This window comes from Stenotrophomonas sp. X, assembly GCF_055721025.1.
Genome location: NZ_CM146756.1, coordinates 3,079,772 through 3,095,246, shown reverse-complemented (window position 1 = coordinate 3,095,246; position 15,475 = coordinate 3,079,772). Strand labels below are relative to the sequence as shown.

Below are 15,475 nucleotides of genomic sequence, written 5' to 3'. Positions count from 1 at the left end.
GATTAAGTCGGCTTTACCCCGCCTGTGCGGAAAGCGACTTAATCCCCTCCGTCCCCTTTTATCGAGGAAGGCGGTCCCCATGTCGTTCGGATGAGAATCGACATCTACTCCGACGTGGTCTGCCCCTGGTGCTGGATTGGCAAGCATCGTTTCCAGCAGGGCGTGCAGTTGCTGGGCGCCAATGCGCCTGACCTCGATATCCACTGGCAGCCGTTCCAGCTGGACCCGGATGCGGACGACACCCCGGTGCCGCTGCGCGAGGCCTATGCGCGCAAGTTCGGGGGCGTCGAGCGCACCGAGCAGATCCTCGGCCAGACCCAGACCACCGCACGCGCGGAGGGGCTGCCGATGGATTTCAACCAGGGCCAGGTGCGGGTGACCACACTGCCGGCGCATCGGGTGTTGTGGCTGGCCGGCCAGCATGGCGTGCAGGATGCGGTGGGTGAAACGCTGTTCCGCGCCCACTTCGAGCATGGCCAGAACCTGGCCGATACCGCAGTGCTGGTGAAGGCCGGCGTGGCGGGCGGCTTGGACGGTGGTGAAATCGCGCAGATGCTGGCCTCCGACCGCGGGCTGGCCGAGGTCGAAGCCAAGCTGGCGCAGGCCCATGCACTGGGCATTTCTTCGGTGCCGACCTTCGTCATCGATGGGAAGTGGGCGATTTCCGGGGCCCAACCACCCGAGGCGTTCGCCCAGGCCCTGCAGCAGATCGCGGCCGAACAGGGCGCCCCGGCCACCCCGGCTGACGGCGACGAGGCCTGCGGCCCGGACGGCTGCAAGGTCTGACCGTCCCCTTTTTCTGACCACTGCGCCTGTCGGCCGGTTCTGCGACAATGCGGCACTGCGCCATGCGGGCGCGCGTTGTGGAGATCGACCATGCTGCTGATCGGCGTTGCCGGCACCGAACTGACCGCCCAGGAACGTGACTGGCTGCAGCACGACGCCGTGGCCGGAGTGGTGCTGTTCAAGCGCAACTTCGCCTCGCGCCAGCAGGTGACCGATCTGAGCGCGGCCATCCGTGCCGCTGCCCCGCGCCCGCAGCTGATCTGCGTGGACCAGGAGGGCGGCCGCGTACAGCGCTTCCGCGAGGGTTACAGCGATCTTCCGCCGCTGCAGGACATTGGTGCCCTGTACGCCACCGACCCGCAGCAGGCCCTGGCGCTGGCCGAGCAGCATGCCTGGCTGATGGCCAGTGAAGTCCGCGCCAGCGGCCTGGATCTCAGCTTCGCCCCGGTGGTCGACCTTGGCCGCGGCAACCGCGCCATCGGCAACCGCGCCTTCAGTGAAGACCCGCAGGTCGTGGCCGCGTTCACCGCAGCCTATGTGCGCGGCATGCACGCGGTCGGCATGGCTGCCACGCTCAAGCATTTCCCTGGCCACGGCACCGTGCTGGAAGACACCCACGTGGATACCGCGATCGATCCACGCGCACTGGACGAACTGCGCGCGCAGGACCTGGTGCCGTTCCAGGCCGGCATCGCCGCCGGTGCCGATGCGGTGATGATGGCGCACGTGATCTATCCGCAGGTGGCACCGGAGCCCGCCGGCTATTCCCCACGCTGGATCCAGGACATCCTGCGCGGCGAACTCGGCTTCCGCGGCGTGGTGTTCTCCGATGACATCGGCATGGCCGCCTCGCACAGCGCCGGCGGCGTGCCGGCACGCGTGCACGCGCACCTGGACGCCGGCTGCGACGTGGTGCTGGTCTGCCATCCGGAACTGGTCGATGAAGCCCTGCATGCGGTGCAGGGACGCTCCCTCAATACTGCTGCGCTGCTGGGCCTGCTCGGCCGCGGCGCACTCGGCTGGGACGGCCTGCTGGCCGATGCCCGCCATGGCGACACCCAATCCCGTCTGCTTGAAACCCTTGGAAGAACCGTCTGATGCCCAACCTCACCATTTCCCAGGCCCTGGCCCAGGCTGACCTGCTGGTCGACCGCCCCACCATCGACAAGGCCATCGCTGCTATCGCCGACGCCATCGCGCGCGATTACAAGGGCGAGGTGCCGTTGTTCCTGTCGATCATGCATGGTGCGCTGCCGTTCGCCGGCCAGCTGGCGCTGGAACTGGGCGCGCGCGGCCAGGACGTGCAGTTCGATTACCTGCATGCCACCCGCTACCGCGGCGAAACCACCGGCGGTGACCTGGTCTGGAAGCACAAGCCGGCCACCTCGCTGTTCGGCCGCCGCGTGCTGCTGGTCGACGACATCCTCGACGAGGGCTACACCCTGCAGGGCGTTCGCACCTGGTGCCTGGAACAGGGCGCGACCGATGTGCGCATCGCTGCGATGACCGTGAAGAAGCACGACCGTGCGCTGCCTGACGTGACCGCCGATTACGCGGGCATCGAGCTGCCGGACCGCTACGTGTTCGGCTTCGGCATGGACGTCAACGAGACCCTGCGCTGCGTGCCGGCCATCTACGCGATGAAGGAATAACGGCGCAGCCGCCCGCGGCGCGTCTTCTTCTGCCGCCGGCATCCTCGGGTGCCGGCGTTCGTCTTTTCATGGAGTGCTTCGAATGCAACAGATCGCCCTGGCCGTGATCGGCGGTACCGGTGTCTACAACCTGGCCAAGCTTGACGACGTGCAGACCCACGAGGTCGACACCCGCTTCGGCCGCCCGTCCGGTCCGGTGCGCGTGGGCACGCTGCTCGGCCATCGCGTGGCGTTCCTGGCGCGGCATGGCGAGGGGCATTCGCTGCCGCCGCACAAGATCAACTACCGAGCCAACCTGGCTGCGCTGCAGCAGCTGGGCGCGCAGCGGGTGCTGGCATTGAACACGGTGGGTGGCATCACCGAGAACTTCGGTCCGCGCGTGCTCGCCTGCCCGGACCAGATCATCGACTACACCTGGGGCCGCATCAGCACGATCTGTGAAGAAGAAGGCTCCGACGTGGTCCACGTCGATTTCGGCCATCCGTACACGCCGATGCTGCGCAGCAAGATCCTGGCGGCAGCCAAAGTGACCGGTGTCACGGTCCATGACGGTGGCTGCTATGGCGCAACGCAGGGCCCGCGCCTGGAAACGATCGCCGAAATCGCCCGCATGCGCGGCGACGGTTGCGATCTGGTGGGCATGACCGGCATGCCGGAAGCCGCACTGGCGCGGGAGCTGGGGCTGGATTATGCCTGCCTGGCGATCATCGCCAACTGGGCCGCCGGCTGCGGTGATGGCGAGGAGATTACGATGGCCGAAGTGCTGGCCAATGTGCAGGCGGCCAGCAACGGACTTCCGGAACTGGTGGGCGAATTGGCGCGGGGGTGATTGTCTTCCCCGAGCAAGCTTTGCATACTCAGCTTGTGCGCGGGTTCAGCGTACACCACCCATTCATTGCATAAGGTCTCGCATCACCATGCCGAACGGTACCGTCAAGTGGTTCAACGACGCCAAGGGATTTGGCTTCATCTCGCCGGAGGATGGCAGCGCCGACGTGTTCGCGCACTTCTCCGCCATCAACTCCAAGGGCTTCCGCAGCCTGCAGGAAGGCCAGCGTGTCACCTATGACGTGACCCAGGGCCCGAAGGGCGCCCAGGCTTCGAACATCACGCCGGCCGAGTGATCCACTCGACAGTGCGTTGAAAACCCCGCTCCGGCGGGGTTTTTTTTTGCGCTGCGACAAGAATTGCGCTGCCGTGGGCGGGGCCCCGCTGGGCATCCGGATTTGCGCTCGGGCACAATGCGCCCATGAAGGAACGACTGCGCATCGCCGTGATCGGCTACGGCACCGCTGGACAGGCATTGTCCATCCTGCTCTCCCGTGATGGCCACGAGGTGGAGATCTTCGAACGTGTGCCCACGCCGGGACCGGTTGGCGCCGGTTTCCTGCTGCAGCCCAGCGGCCTGCAGGTGCTGTGGCAGATGGGCCTGCTTGACGCCGTGCGCGCGCATGCCGCGCCGGTGCATCGCCTGTACGGCGATACGCCGTGCGAACGCGCAGTGATGGACATGCGCTACGCCGGCCTGGACGCGCGCCTGCACGGCCTTGGCATGCAGCGCGGCGCCCTGTTCTCGTTGCTGGATGATGCGCGTGCAGGTGCGGGCCAGCTGCATGCCGGCGTCAGCATCGCCGCAGTGGATGCCGAGCACGGCCGCCTGCGTGACAGCGAAGGGCGCCTGCACGGTGCGTTCGACCTGGTGGTGGCCGCCGATGGTGCGGCCTCGACGCTGCGCGGCACGATCAAAGACGGTAACGGACTGGATCGCGTGTATCCGTGGGGTGCGCTGTGGTGCCTGTTGCCGGCCGAAGACTGGCCACACCTGCAGGAGCTGCGGCAGCGCTACGTGGCCGCGCGCAAGATGATCGGGCTGTTGCCGGTCGGTACGCGGCCCGGTGATGACACGCCGCGCCTGAGCTTTTTCTGGAGCCTGCCACGCGCCGATTTCGAACGTTGGCAGGCCGACGGCATGACGCCCTGGCTGGACGAACTGCATGCGCTGTGGCCGCAGGCCAGTGCACGCTTCGCGCATCTGCGTGATGCCGGCCAACTGGCACGGGCCGTCTACCGCGACGCGGTGATGACGCGCTGGCATCACGGCCGCATGGTGCTGGCCGGCGATGCCGCGCATGCGATGAGCCCACAGCTGGGCCAGGGCGTGAACATGGCGCTGCTCGATGCGCTGGCGCTGCGCGATGCCTTGCGCGCGCATGGTGGCGGTGCCGCGGCATTGCAGGCCTACCAGGCGCAGCGCAGGGCACACGTTGCGGTCTACCAGCGCTGGAGCCGTTGGCTGACGCCGCTGTTCCAGTCCGATCGCGATGCCTGGGCCAAAGCGCGCGACGTGCTGCTCGGCCCGATGGGGCGCCTGCCGGGTGGACGTGGTCACATGCTGCGTGTGCTCAGCGGTACCCAGCATGGCTGGTTCGGTTCGCTCGCGCTGGATCCGGCTTTCGTCGACGCGCTGGCCACTGCGGCGCAGGTGCCTCGCATCAACGCGATCACAGCCACTGCGTGAAACGCGTCGTCACGTGAATTAACGGTTGCCTCACTGCGCATATGCGAGAAGTAGGTTGCACGCGATTGCGCGTCGCCCGTTTTCCTTTCCGTGATCAACATCGCGCGTGGCCCGGGAGGCGCTGCCGTCGCGGCCTGTTGCGGCCCGGATGTGCCGCCTGTTGTCGAAGAGGAGGATGCCATGTTGTTCGCGGTCGAGGAGCTGGAATCGGAAATCTGCAAGCTGCGCGGTCTGTTGCAGATGCTGCACGAGGACCAGCCCGACGTACTGGAGGACGTGTTCGAGTTCCATGTCGGCAGCCTGATCAGTCATGCGTCGCCGGAGCACCACACGCGCATCCGCACCTGCGCGCAGGAGATGCTGGCGGCGATCCAGGCATTGCCGCGGCGACGGGAAGAGGACACGCCTGAGTTCCAGCTGATGCCGCAGCTGGATATCCGTCCGGCCTGATTCAAGCCAGGGGCAGTGCCACCAGGCCGTTGTCCACGCAGGCGACCATCTGTTCGCCGGCAGCGGGAACAGGAACGATTCCGGCGGTGAACGCGGAGAAGGCCGGCAGGAGCGTCATCCTGTCACGCAGCCAGAATGCGGGGAAGCGCCGCCGCAACGGAGGCAAAGCGATCTGTGGATGCAGATGCCCGGCGATCACATGCAGCTCCGCATCGGGCACCGGCTCATGCCGAAGCAGGAACGGTGGCAACCGTACTTCGTCGTGGATCTGCACCTGCAGCTCGGCATGCGGCAGCTGCCGGTCATGATTTCCGCGCAGGACATGCACGTCCAGTGCGGCATTGCGTTCGCGCCATCCCAGCCATTGCTGGTACCACGCAGCACGATGCGCCGGGCCGTGCAGGATGTCGCCCAGGATCCACACCTCGCGGCAGGCACGCGCGTCCAGCAGCCCCTGCAGGCGTTGCAGGTCCTTGCCGGTACCGCCGCCGGGCAGCGCGATGCCTGCGCGGCGGAAGACATCGGCCTTGCCCAGGTGCAGGTCGGCGAGCAGCAGTGCCTGCCGCGCGGGCCAGTACAGTGCACGCGCGCCAAGCAGCACCAGCGGCTCGCCTGCGCGCAGCAGCGGCAGTTCATCGGCCATGCCGACGCTCCAGCTGCTGGGCCACGCGTTGCACCCGGGTACGCCAGTCTTCGTTGCTGAACTGCCCGCGCAGGCGTTCGGCCCACAGCGGGAAACCCAACGGCGTCAGTGACGCCGGGCGCTGCACCGAGAGGGTCTGCATCCGAATCCTGGCCAGTACCTGTTGCAGCCCCGGCATGTCGAGGCTGTCATTCAGCACTTCCTGTTCCGCCAGCGCCAGCAGCAGGTGATCCGGGTCGTGCTCGCGCAGTACGTCGTAGAGCAGTCCCGCGGACGCCTGCAGCTGGCGCAGTGCCCGTGGCATGCCACCGGGCAGGCTGGGGACCAGCAGGCCGGCGACGCGTGCGATGCCGCGGAACTGGCGACGCGCCAGCTCGCCCAGGTTCACCGCAGCACGCAGGTCATCCGGCAGCTGATCGGAGGCGAACAGCGCCCGCCATTGCGCCGCGTCCAGATCGATGGCCTGTGCCGGTGCCAGCACCAGGCCGTGATCGTTCACCGCATAGCCGATGCTGTTGCGCTGCCGGCGGGTACAGCGCAGCGCCAGCAGGGCGGCCAGCGCCTCATGCACGTGGCGGCCGGCAAAGGGATAGACGAACAGGAACTGGCCTTCGCGACGCCGCACCTCTTCCACCAGCAGGTGGCCCGGGCCGGGAAGCGCCGACAACTGTTGCTGCAGTGCCAGCAAGGGCGACAGCCAGCGTGATTCGGCGCTGTCGTCAGCACCGGACAGTACCCACTCCAGCTCACGTCCGAGTGGCATCGACAGCGGCAACTGGCCTCCCTGCCAGCGTGGCACGACACCGTCTCCGCGCCCTCGTGCCAACCGCACGAAGGCGGTCATGTCGCGCAGCTGCACAAGCTCCAGCAGGCGCCCGGCGAACTGGAAGCGGTCGCCACGGCGCAGGCGGCTGGCGAACTGCTCCTCCACGGCGCCCAGGCTGCCGCCGCGCAGGAACTGCACGCGCACGCTGCCATCGCTGCTGATGGTGCCGATCGACAGCCGATGACGCAGCGCCTGGCGGCGGTCGTGCATGCGGTACCACCCATCGGCATCTCGCACGACCTTGTGGAAATCGGGGTACTGGGCCAACGCCTGCCCGCCCTGCACGATGAACGTGAGCACGGCCTGCCACTGGTCGTCGCCGAGCGACGCGAAGGCATGGGTACGCCGGACCTGTGCCAGCAGCGCAGTGCTGTCGAAGCCGCCCGCCAGTGCGCGGCTGACCGCGTGCTGGGCCAGCACATCCAGCGACAGCGTCGGCGGCCTGCGCGCTTCGACCACACCTTCAGCCAAGGCACGGCGCACCGCAGCGTACTCGGCCAGTTCCAGCGCATGGCTGGGCACGCACAGGATGGCGCCGCTGGCACCCGGGCGGTGGCGTGCGCGTCCGGCGCGCTGGCGCAGGCGCGCCACGCCCTTCGGGCTGCCCAGCTGCAGGACCTGCTCAACCTCGGGGAAGTCGACACCCAGGTCGAGGCTGGAGGTGGCAACCACGCAGCGCAGCGCGCCCGCGCGCAGGCCATCCTCCACCTGCTGGCGCAGCGCCGGATCCAGCGAGCCGTGGTGCAGCGCAAGCGTGTCCGGTTCTTCCGGCCAGACCGCCGCCAGCGCCTGATGCCACAGTTCCGCCTGTGCACGGGTGTTGGTGAACAGCAGGCTGCTGCGTGCCTGCATCAGCGCCTCCAGCACGCGTGGCAGCTGTGCCAGGCCCAGATGCCCCGCCCATGGGAAGCGCTCGCCGGGGTCTGGCAGCAGGCTGCGCACGCTCAGTGGGCGCGGTCGTACGCCCTGCACGATCGGTGCTTCCGGTCGCCCGGGCAGCAGCACGTCGCGCGCCTCCTGCAGATTGCCCAGGGTGGCTGACAGTCCCCACAGCTGCAATGCCGGCGTGGTATCGCGCAACACCGCCAGGTTCAACTGCAGCAGGACGCCGCGCTTGTTTCCCAGCAGTTCGTGCCATTCGTCCACCACCACGCAGCGCAGCCGCTGCATGCGCGGCAGCGTATCTGGATAGCTCAGCAGCAGCGCCAGTGATTCTGGCGTGGTCACCAGTACGTCGATGCGGCCTTCGCGCGCCTGGCGCCGCTCGCGGTTGCTGGCGTCACCACTGCGCAGGCCGACACGCCAACCCAGCCCCAGCCCATCGACCACGGTCTGCAGCGCGCGCGCGGTGTCGCTGGCCAAGGCGCGCAAGGGGGTCACCCACAGCACCTGCAGCGGGCGTACCGCGCTGGCGCGGCGGGGGGAGGGCGGCGGGTCGATCATGGCCTGCAGCAGCGGCCCTCCGAACATCGCCAGTGTCTTGCCGCTGCCTGTGGGTGTGTGCAGCAGTCCGGATTCGCCGGCGAGATAGTGACGCCACATCGCGCGCTGGAACGGCAGTGAGCGCCAGCCTCTGGACGCGAACCAGTCTTCCAGCCGGCGCAGTGCCTGGCTGCGGTTCATCGTGCCAATGCCTGCAGCGTGGCCAGCTGATCGGCTTCGCTGGCGGGCTTGTCGTGGCGCCAGCGCAGGATGCGCGGAAAGCGCACAGCGATGCCCGACTTGTGCCGGCTGCTGCGGTTGACCGCCTCGAAGCCCAGCTCGAAGACGTGTTCGGCGCGAACGCTGCGCACCGGGCCGAAGCGCTCGCGGGTGTTGGCGCGGATCCAGCGATCAAGCGCGAGGATTTCCTTGTCATCCAGGCCCGAATAGGCCTTGGCCACCGGCACCAGCGTGTCGCCGTCCCAGACGCCGAAGGTGTAGTCGGTGTACAGCGTGCTGCGCCGCCCATGGCCGGCCTGCGCGTACAGGAGCACCGCATCGATGGTGAGCGGATCGACCTTCCATTTCCACCAGTCACCACGGCGGCGTCCGGCCTGGTAGGGCGAGGCATGCCGCTTCAGCATCAGTCCTTCCACGCCGCGTTCGCGTGCCACGTCGCGCATTGCCGCCGCCTGAAGCCAGTCGTCGGCGACAACGCCGGGTGAGAACTGGATCCGTGCATCGTTCAGTGCACCGACGACCTCGGCGAGACGCGCGCGCCGCTGCTGCAGCGGACGTTCGCGCAGGTCCACGCCATCGAGTTCAAGCAGGTCATAGGCGAGCACCCGCACCGGCGTGTTGCGCAGGGTGGCCGCACCGGGTTTTCGGCGCTGGATGCGCGTCTGCAGCGCGGTGAAGGCACGCGGCAGGTCCGCGGCTTCGTCCCAGGCCAGCAGCTCGCCGTCCAGCACGCAGCCATCGGGAAGCGCCATCGCCGCCTGTTCGATCTCGGGGAAGCGGCCATCCAGCCGCTCTTCGCCGCGTGACCACAAGGCGACCTCGCCGCGCCGGCGCAGCAGCTGCAGGCGGATGCCATCCCACTTCCATTCCAGCAGCCAGTCATCGATCGCGCCAAGTCGTTCGGCAGGGTTGCCCTCCAGTGGCGAGGCGAGGAAGAACGGGTAGGGCTGCTGCCGGTCCAGCGGCAGCTCATCCGGCGACAGCAGCTGGGCCAGCAGCCCGGGCGAGGGCACCCACTCGCCCAGCATGCGCTGGGCGATGCGTGCGATGTCCAGGCCGGACCATTCGGCCAGCGCCTGCTGCACCAGTCGTTGCGAGACGCCAACGCGCAGGGCGCCGGTCAGCAGCTTGTTGAACACCAGGCGTTCGCTGCTGCACAGCTGCTGCCAGCCGGCCACGACTGCCGCACGGCGCATCGCCTCGGGTTGGTTGGCCACCGCCAGCAGGTGCTGTTCGATCCATTCGGCCAGGGGCCGGTCAGGCGAGGGGTTCGGTGGGTCGTCCAGCAGCAGGGTCAGCGTTTCGGCCAGGTCACCCACCTGCGCATAGCTGTCCTCCACCAGCCACGGTGGCAACCCTGATTCCTCGGCAATCCAGGCGCGCAGTTCGCCACTGGCGGCGATCTTCCTGCGCGTGCCGCCCACCTTGCCACCACTGAGCAGGTACAGCGCCCACGCCGCATCGTGCGCGCCTGCCTGGCGGAAGTAGTCGACCAGCGCTACGCGCTTGTCCAGCGTGGCAGTGCTGCGGTCCAGGCGCTGGTAGAGCGCTGCGAAGGCCTTCATTCCTCGCTCCCGAAATCGGTACGGAAGGCTTCGGCAGCCACGCCGCGCTCGCGCAGGAACGGAATCAACGCATCGGTATTGCCATGGGTGGCGATCACCCGCTGCGCGCCGGTCTGTTCGATCGTCTGCAGCAGTGCGGGCCAATCGGCGTGGTCGGAAATGACGAAGCCACGATCAACGTTGCGGCGGCGGCGGTTGCCGCGCAGTTGCATCCAGCCCGAGGCGAAGCCCAGCTGGTGACGGCCGAAGCGGCGCATCCAGGGCGTGCCCGCAGCCGAGGGCGGGGCGAGGATCAACTGGCCGGCGGCATCGGGCTGGCGGCCCTGTTCGGCCACGGTGAGCGTCTCCAGCATCGGTACGCCGGCCTGCCGGTACACCGCCACGCCATTGGCGATGGCGCCATGCAGCCAGGCCGGCCGATCGTCCAGCGGCCGCAGCTCGGCCAGCACCCGTTGTGCCTTGCCGAGTGCATAGCACAGCAGGATCGCAGCCTCGCCGCGTTGTTCGCATTCGCGGCGCCACGCCACGATCTCCGCAGCGACGGCCGAAGTGTCCGGCCAGCGGTAGATCGGCAGGGCGAAGGTGGCTTCGGTGATGAAGGTATCGCAGGGCACCACTTCGAAAGGCGCACAGGTTGGGTCAGGCTGCCGCTTGTAGTCGCCGGAGGCGACCCAGAGCTGCCGCCCGTCGTCGATGCGCACCTGCGAAGATCCCAGGACGTGACCAGCTGGATGCAGCGATACCTGTACCCGGCCCAGGCGGAACGGCACGCCCTCGACGTGCGCCTGCACCGGCACATCGCCCAGGCGCCAGCGCAGGATCGGCAGGCTGCCTTCGCTGCAGTGGTACTCGCCCATGCCCGGGCGGGCGTGATCCCCGTGGCCATGGGTGATGACCGCGCGCGCTACCGGTCGCCAGGGATCAATGTGGAAATCGCCGGCGGCGCAGTACAGCCCTTCCGGGCGCAACACCACCAGATCGTCGTTGGCTGCCATGCGGTCACTGTGGCCTGCCGCTCGTGCACAGGGTGAGAACCGGCCTGAACACGGGCTTGGCAAGTCATGCGGCACAATCGGACCGCATACCTCTTGCCGCCAGGATGGACCGGATGAGTGGACCGAGCTTCAGCAGCGACGCGCCCTACGAAACCCATGTGGTGTTGAACCAGCCGCCACCGTTCGCGGGGCGCCAGTTGTGGACTGACGACGTGGCGCTGATGGAAGCCGTGCAGCGCGAAGGCGCTGGCAGCTTCGCGCCACGCCTGGCGGTCTATGGCGCGCTGGCCGGCGACGAGCTGTACCGGCTCGGCTTCGATGCCAACCGCGATCGCCCACGCCTGCGCACGCATGATGCGCAGGGTCATCGCATCGATACGGTGGAGTTCCACCCGGCCTATCACCAGTTGATGGAAACGGCCAAATCGCACGGTGTCGCCGGCTTGTCCTGGCACGAACCGCAACCCGGCGCGCACGTCGCGCGTGCGGTGTTGAGCTACCTGCACCACCAGGCCGAGGCCGGCACCAGTTGCCCCTTGACGATGACCCATGCAGCGGTAGCGGTGCTGCACACGCAGCCGCATCTGGCCGAGTGGGCACGCAAGGCCGCAGCGCCGGTCTATGACCCGCGCGACGTGCCGGTGGCTGACAAGGCCGGCATCACCCTGGGCATGGGCATGACCGAGAAGCAGGGCGGCTCGGATGTGCGCGCCAACAGCACGCGCGCCGAACCGATCGATGGTGAGCGCTATCGCCTTGTCGGCCACAAGTGGTTCTTTTCCGCACCTATGTGCGATGGCTTCCTGGTGCTGGCGCAGGCGCCGGGAGGACTGACCTGCCTGCTGATGCCGCGTTGGCTGGCCGACGGTGACCGCAACGCGTTCCGCCTGATGCGGTTGAAGGACAAGCTCGGCGATTGGGCCAATGCCTCCAGCGAAGTCGAGTTCTGCGGCGCGCAGGCATGGCGGGTGGGCGAGGAGGGGCGTGGCGTGGCCACCATCATCGGCATGGTGATGATGACCCGCCTGGATTGCATGCTGGGCGCAGCGGCGGAAATGCGCATGGCGTTGGCGCAGGCGTTGCACCACGCGAGCCATCGCCGCACCTTCGGCAAGCTGCTGGTCGAGCACCCGTTGATGACCAACGTGCTGGCCGACCTGGCGCTGGAATCGGAAGCAGCCACGGTACTTTCGATGCGCATCGCACGCGCGGTGGATCGCGCAGGCGTGGATGCCAACGAAGCTGCGCTGGCACGGGTGGGAACGGCGCTGGGCAAGTACTGGCTTTGCAAGCGCGCACCGGCCTTCGTCAACGAAGCGCAGGAATGCCTCGGCGGCGCAGGCTATGTGGAGGAATCGATGCTGCCGCGGCTGTACCGTCAGGCGCCGTTGAACTCGATCTGGGAAGGCAGTGGCAACATCCAGTGCCTGGACGTACTGCGCGCGCTGGCACGTGAACCGGAGGCACTGGCGGCGCTGCGCGCCGAGCTGGCAGCGGTGGCCGATCGTGATGCGCGCTACGCAGCGGCATTGCAGCGTTGGGCAGCGGCATCGGCACCGGATGAGTCGCAGGCGAGGCTTTTCTGCGAGCGCACTGCGCTGCTATTGCAGGCAGCGTTGATGTTGCGGGCGGGCAGTCCAATGGCTGAAGCGTTCGTGCGCAGCCGGCTGGAAGGGCAGCATGGGCTGGTGTTCGGGACGCTGCCGGCGGGTGTGGATCTGTCGGCAATGCTGGCGCGCGCGCTGCCGTAGGGCGGCCAACGGCGAAGCCCCTCGTGGTGGGCGCTGATACTGATGGGTGGGCCGCGCGGGTAGGTTGCGCAGGGGACGCCGTGAATACGTCCTTGTAGGCTCGGGCGCGCCATCCATGGCGCTTACGCCCCTGCGCAACCTACCCGCGCGTCCTTGGACACTTTCCGTACGCGTCCAGCACGGAATCAACCGAAAGAGCAGAGAGCGAAAAGCAGAAAAGCCGCGGCAGTGCCGCGGCTTTTCCTGTGGCGCCGAGCCGATGCCCGGCTGCCGGTACGCCTTAGTGCTTGGCTTCTTCCTTGGCGGCGTTGGCCTTGGCGTCATTGGCGACATCACGGGCCTTGTCAGCAACCTTCTGTGCGGCGTCCGCAGTGGCGTCGCTGGCATGTGCAGCGGCGTCGGTGGCCGCAACCTTGGCCTTGTCTGCGGCGTTTGCGGTGGCGTCTGCGGCCTTGTCCAGTGCCTGCTGGGTATCGGCGGCGGCCTGCTCGGAAGCGGCAGCGGTCTTGTCGGCAGCGTTGCGGGTGGCTTCGGCGGCCTTGTCCACGGCGTCACGGGCGGCCGCGCCGGCGCTGTCGGCGGCCTGCTGCGCGTCCTGCTTGGCCTGTTCGGCTTCCGGACCCTTGCAGGCGGCCAGGGCCAGCAGCAGGGAGGCGGCCAGCAGCGTGGTGGTGATCGGGCGAATCTTCATGGCGGTCTCCGGTACTGCAATGGATGGGGACGCCAGCCTATTCATGCCGTTGTGAAGACGGGGTCGCGATCCGAGGCGCGTGCGCAGGCAGCAGGCCAAAGAAAAAGCCGCTGGCGAACCAGCGGCTTTTCCAGAACAGCTTGAAGAAAGAAGTTATTACTTCTTGGCTTCTTCAGCAGCGTCCTTGGCCTGCTCAGCGGTAGCTTCGGCAGCCTTGGCAGCGTCCTTGGCTTCGCCAGCAGCAGCGTCGGTCGCGGCAGCAGCGGTGCTGGCAGCAGCGTCGGTCGCAGCGTCAGCAGCGGTGGCGGCGGTGTTGGCAGCCTGCTGGGCAGCGTCGGCGGTCTGGGCGCCGGCAGCGGCGGCCTGGTCGGCAGCAGCCTGGGCTTCGGTGGCGGCTTCGTTGGCCGAAGCAGCGGCGTCCTGGGCAGCTTCCTGCTTCGAGCAGGCGGCCAGGGCCAGAGCCAGGGACATCGCGACCAGCAGCTTGTTGATGCTCATTGTGTAAATCCTCGTCGTTAGAATTAGGCAACGCGCATGCTGCGCGCCGACAACATGATGACAAGCCAAGATTGGGTGTCAAGCGATCCCGCATTCATTTTTGCGAAATCGTCGTTAAATCTTTTTAAATCAATTCGATGGCGATGGCTGTTGCTTCACCGCCACCGATGCACAGGGTGGCAATGCCGCGCTTGCCACCGCGCGTGCGCAGGGCGTTGACCAAGGTCACCACCAGGCGTGCACCGGAGGCACCGATGGGATGGCCCAGTGCGCAGGCCCCGCCATTCACGTTGAGCTTGTCGTGCGGGATGCCCAGTTCACGCATCGGTGCCATCGCCACCACGGCGAAGGCCTCATTGATTTCGAACAGGTCGATCTGGTCCAGCGACCATCCGGTCTTGGCCAGCAGCGTGCGGATCGCGCCGATCGGGGCGGTGGTGAACCACTCCGGTTCCTGCGAATGGGTGGCGTGGCCGACGATGCGCGCCAGCGGGGTAATGCCACGTGCGTTGGCGTCTTCCTCGGTCAGCAGGACCACCGCAGCGGCGCCGTCGGAGATGCTGGAGGAGCTGGCGGCGGTGACGCTGCCGTCCTTCTTGAAGGCCGGGCGCAGGGTCGGGATCTTGGCGATGTCGGAGCGGCCGGGTTGCTCGTCGGTGGCGACCTCGACCTCACCCTTGCGGGTGGCGACCTTCACCGCGACGATCTCGTCGGCGAATGCCCCATTGGCCTGTGCGGCCTGTGCGCGCTTGACCGATTCGATCGCATAGGCGTCCTGTTCCTCGCGGCTGAACTGGTACTTGTCCACGGCGCACTCGGCAAATTCACCCATAGCCTTGCCGTCGTAGGCGTTGACCAGGCCGTCGTGGGCCATGTGGTCGATCGCCTGGAAGTTGCCGAAGCGGTTGCCCGTGCGCGAGTTGGGCAGCAGGTGCGGGGCGTTGGACATCGATTCCATGCCGCCGGCAACCACGATGCTGGCCGAACCGGCCTTGATCAGGTCATGGCCGAGCATGATGGTCTTCATGCCCGAGCCGCATACCTTGTTGAGGGTGGTGGCACCGGTCGACAGCGGAATGCCGGCGGCGATCGCCGCCTGGCGGGCGGGCGCCTGGCCGAGGTTGGCCGGCAGCACGCAGCCCATGAGGACTTCAGAGACGTCGCTGGCCGGCACGCCCGACTGTTCCAGAGCGGCCGCGATGGCGGCCGCGCCGAGGGTCGGGGTCGGCACGCCGTTGAACTGGCCGAGGAAGGAGCCGATGGCGGTGCGCTTGGCGGCGGCGATGACGATGTTGGACATGGCAATCTCGTTGATGCGTAAGCAATGTTCGGAAAGGAGACCGAGGACGTTGGAAGCGCCGCGATTTCCCGGCAGACTGCGTGGGGGTCGACCCAAGTATAGAGGGTCGGGGAGGGCCGCCGCTGGGCGGCACCGCAC

At 67.7% G+C, this 15,475-nt stretch carries 15 protein-coding genes; 8 read left to right on the top strand and 7 right to left on the bottom strand.

Annotation, left to right across the window (positions count from 1 at the left end; all coding sequences use genetic code 11):
• Positions 1–90 precede the first annotated feature (90 nt).
• The 7 genes from ACZ75I_RS14415 (at position 91) to ACZ75I_RS14385 (ending at position 5,406) form a co-directional block, all read left to right on the top strand.
• Positions 91–786, top strand: coding sequence for a DsbA family oxidoreductase (locus tag ACZ75I_RS14415; protein WP_134969074.1), 696 nt, complete (start codon positions 91–93; stop codon positions 784–786).
• Between the two features lie 90 nt (positions 787–876).
• Entirely contained in the window at positions 877–1,884 is a 1,008-nt protein-coding gene (gene nagZ / locus ACZ75I_RS14410) for a beta-N-acetylhexosaminidase (protein ID WP_061479808.1), read from the top strand.
• Positions 1,884–2,438 (top strand): hypoxanthine-guanine phosphoribosyltransferase, encoded by a 555-nt coding sequence (locus ACZ75I_RS14405; protein WP_005418223.1) that lies wholly within the window; start codon positions 1,884–1,886, stop codon positions 2,436–2,438. Before nagZ ends, ACZ75I_RS14405 begins: the two co-directional genes overlap by 1 nt.
• A gap of 82 nt (positions 2,439–2,520) precedes the next feature.
• Complete coding sequence (locus ACZ75I_RS14400; RefSeq protein WP_180870510.1) at positions 2,521–3,267, top strand: S-methyl-5'-thioinosine phosphorylase; 747 nt, start codon at positions 2,521–2,523, stop codon at positions 3,265–3,267.
• Between the two features lie 88 nt (positions 3,268–3,355).
• A complete protein-coding gene (locus ACZ75I_RS14395; protein WP_005410590.1) occupies positions 3,356–3,562 on the top strand; it encodes a cold-shock protein in 207 nt (68 codons plus the stop codon).
• Positions 3,563–3,687: 125 nt separating this feature from the next.
• Entirely contained in the window at positions 3,688–4,956 is a 1,269-nt protein-coding gene (locus ACZ75I_RS14390; protein WP_134969075.1) for an FAD-dependent oxidoreductase, read from the top strand.
• A 180-nt stretch (positions 4,957–5,136) separates the two neighbouring features.
• Positions 5,137–5,406 carry a hypothetical protein gene (locus ACZ75I_RS14385; protein ID WP_053500349.1) on the top strand — a complete coding sequence of 90 codons (270 nt, stop codon included), beginning with the start codon at positions 5,137–5,139 and terminating at the stop codon, positions 5,404–5,406.
• Position 5,407: 1 nt separating this feature from the next.
• Here ACZ75I_RS14385 and pdeM read toward each other — a convergent pair whose 3' ends face one another.
• From pdeM to ACZ75I_RS14365, 4 genes are read right to left on the bottom strand one after another with little or no spacing between them, the layout of a single operon-like run.
• Complete coding sequence (gene pdeM, locus ACZ75I_RS14380) at positions 5,408–6,049, bottom strand: ligase-associated DNA damage response endonuclease PdeM (RefSeq protein ID WP_061479805.1); 642 nt, start codon at positions 6,047–6,049, stop codon at positions 5,408–5,410.
• On the bottom strand, positions 6,039–8,498 hold the full coding sequence (locus ACZ75I_RS14375) for a ligase-associated DNA damage response DEXH box helicase (protein WP_472958127.1): 2,460 nt from the start codon (positions 8,496–8,498) through the stop codon (positions 6,039–6,041). Before ACZ75I_RS14375 ends, pdeM begins: the two co-directional genes overlap by 11 nt.
• A complete protein-coding gene (locus ACZ75I_RS14370) occupies positions 8,495–10,102 on the bottom strand; it encodes an ATP-dependent DNA ligase (RefSeq protein WP_472958125.1) in 1,608 nt (535 codons plus the stop codon). Before ACZ75I_RS14370 ends, ACZ75I_RS14375 begins: the two co-directional genes overlap by 4 nt.
• Complete coding sequence (locus ACZ75I_RS14365; protein ID WP_472958123.1) at positions 10,099–11,097, bottom strand: ligase-associated DNA damage response exonuclease; 999 nt, start codon at positions 11,095–11,097, stop codon at positions 10,099–10,101. The genes ACZ75I_RS14370 and ACZ75I_RS14365 overlap by 4 nt, the downstream gene beginning before the upstream one ends.
• A 113-nt stretch (positions 11,098–11,210) precedes the next feature.
• Between ACZ75I_RS14365 and ACZ75I_RS14360 the strand changes: the two genes are divergently transcribed.
• On the top strand, positions 11,211–12,848 hold the full coding sequence (locus tag ACZ75I_RS14360; RefSeq protein ID WP_346477192.1) for an acyl-CoA dehydrogenase family protein: 1,638 nt from the start codon (positions 11,211–11,213) through the stop codon (positions 12,846–12,848).
• A gap of 280 nt (positions 12,849–13,128) precedes the next feature.
• On the opposite strand, the gene ACZ75I_RS14355 is transcribed toward ACZ75I_RS14360, so the two are convergent.
• The 3 genes from ACZ75I_RS14355 to ACZ75I_RS14345 form a co-directional block, all read right to left on the bottom strand.
• Positions 13,129–13,539 carry a hypothetical protein gene (locus ACZ75I_RS14355; RefSeq protein WP_346477191.1) on the bottom strand — a complete coding sequence of 137 codons (411 nt, stop codon included), beginning with the start codon at positions 13,537–13,539 and terminating at the stop codon, positions 13,129–13,131.
• A 156-nt stretch (positions 13,540–13,695) separates the two neighbouring features.
• Positions 13,696–14,037 carry a hypothetical protein gene (locus ACZ75I_RS14350; RefSeq protein WP_049413058.1) on the bottom strand — a complete coding sequence of 114 codons (342 nt, stop codon included), beginning with the start codon at positions 14,035–14,037 and terminating at the stop codon, positions 13,696–13,698.
• A 124-nt stretch (positions 14,038–14,161) separates the two neighbouring features.
• Entirely contained in the window at positions 14,162–15,337 is a 1,176-nt protein-coding gene (locus tag ACZ75I_RS14345) for a thiolase family protein (RefSeq protein ID WP_049413060.1), read from the bottom strand.
• Positions 15,338–15,475: the final 138 nt, after the last annotated feature.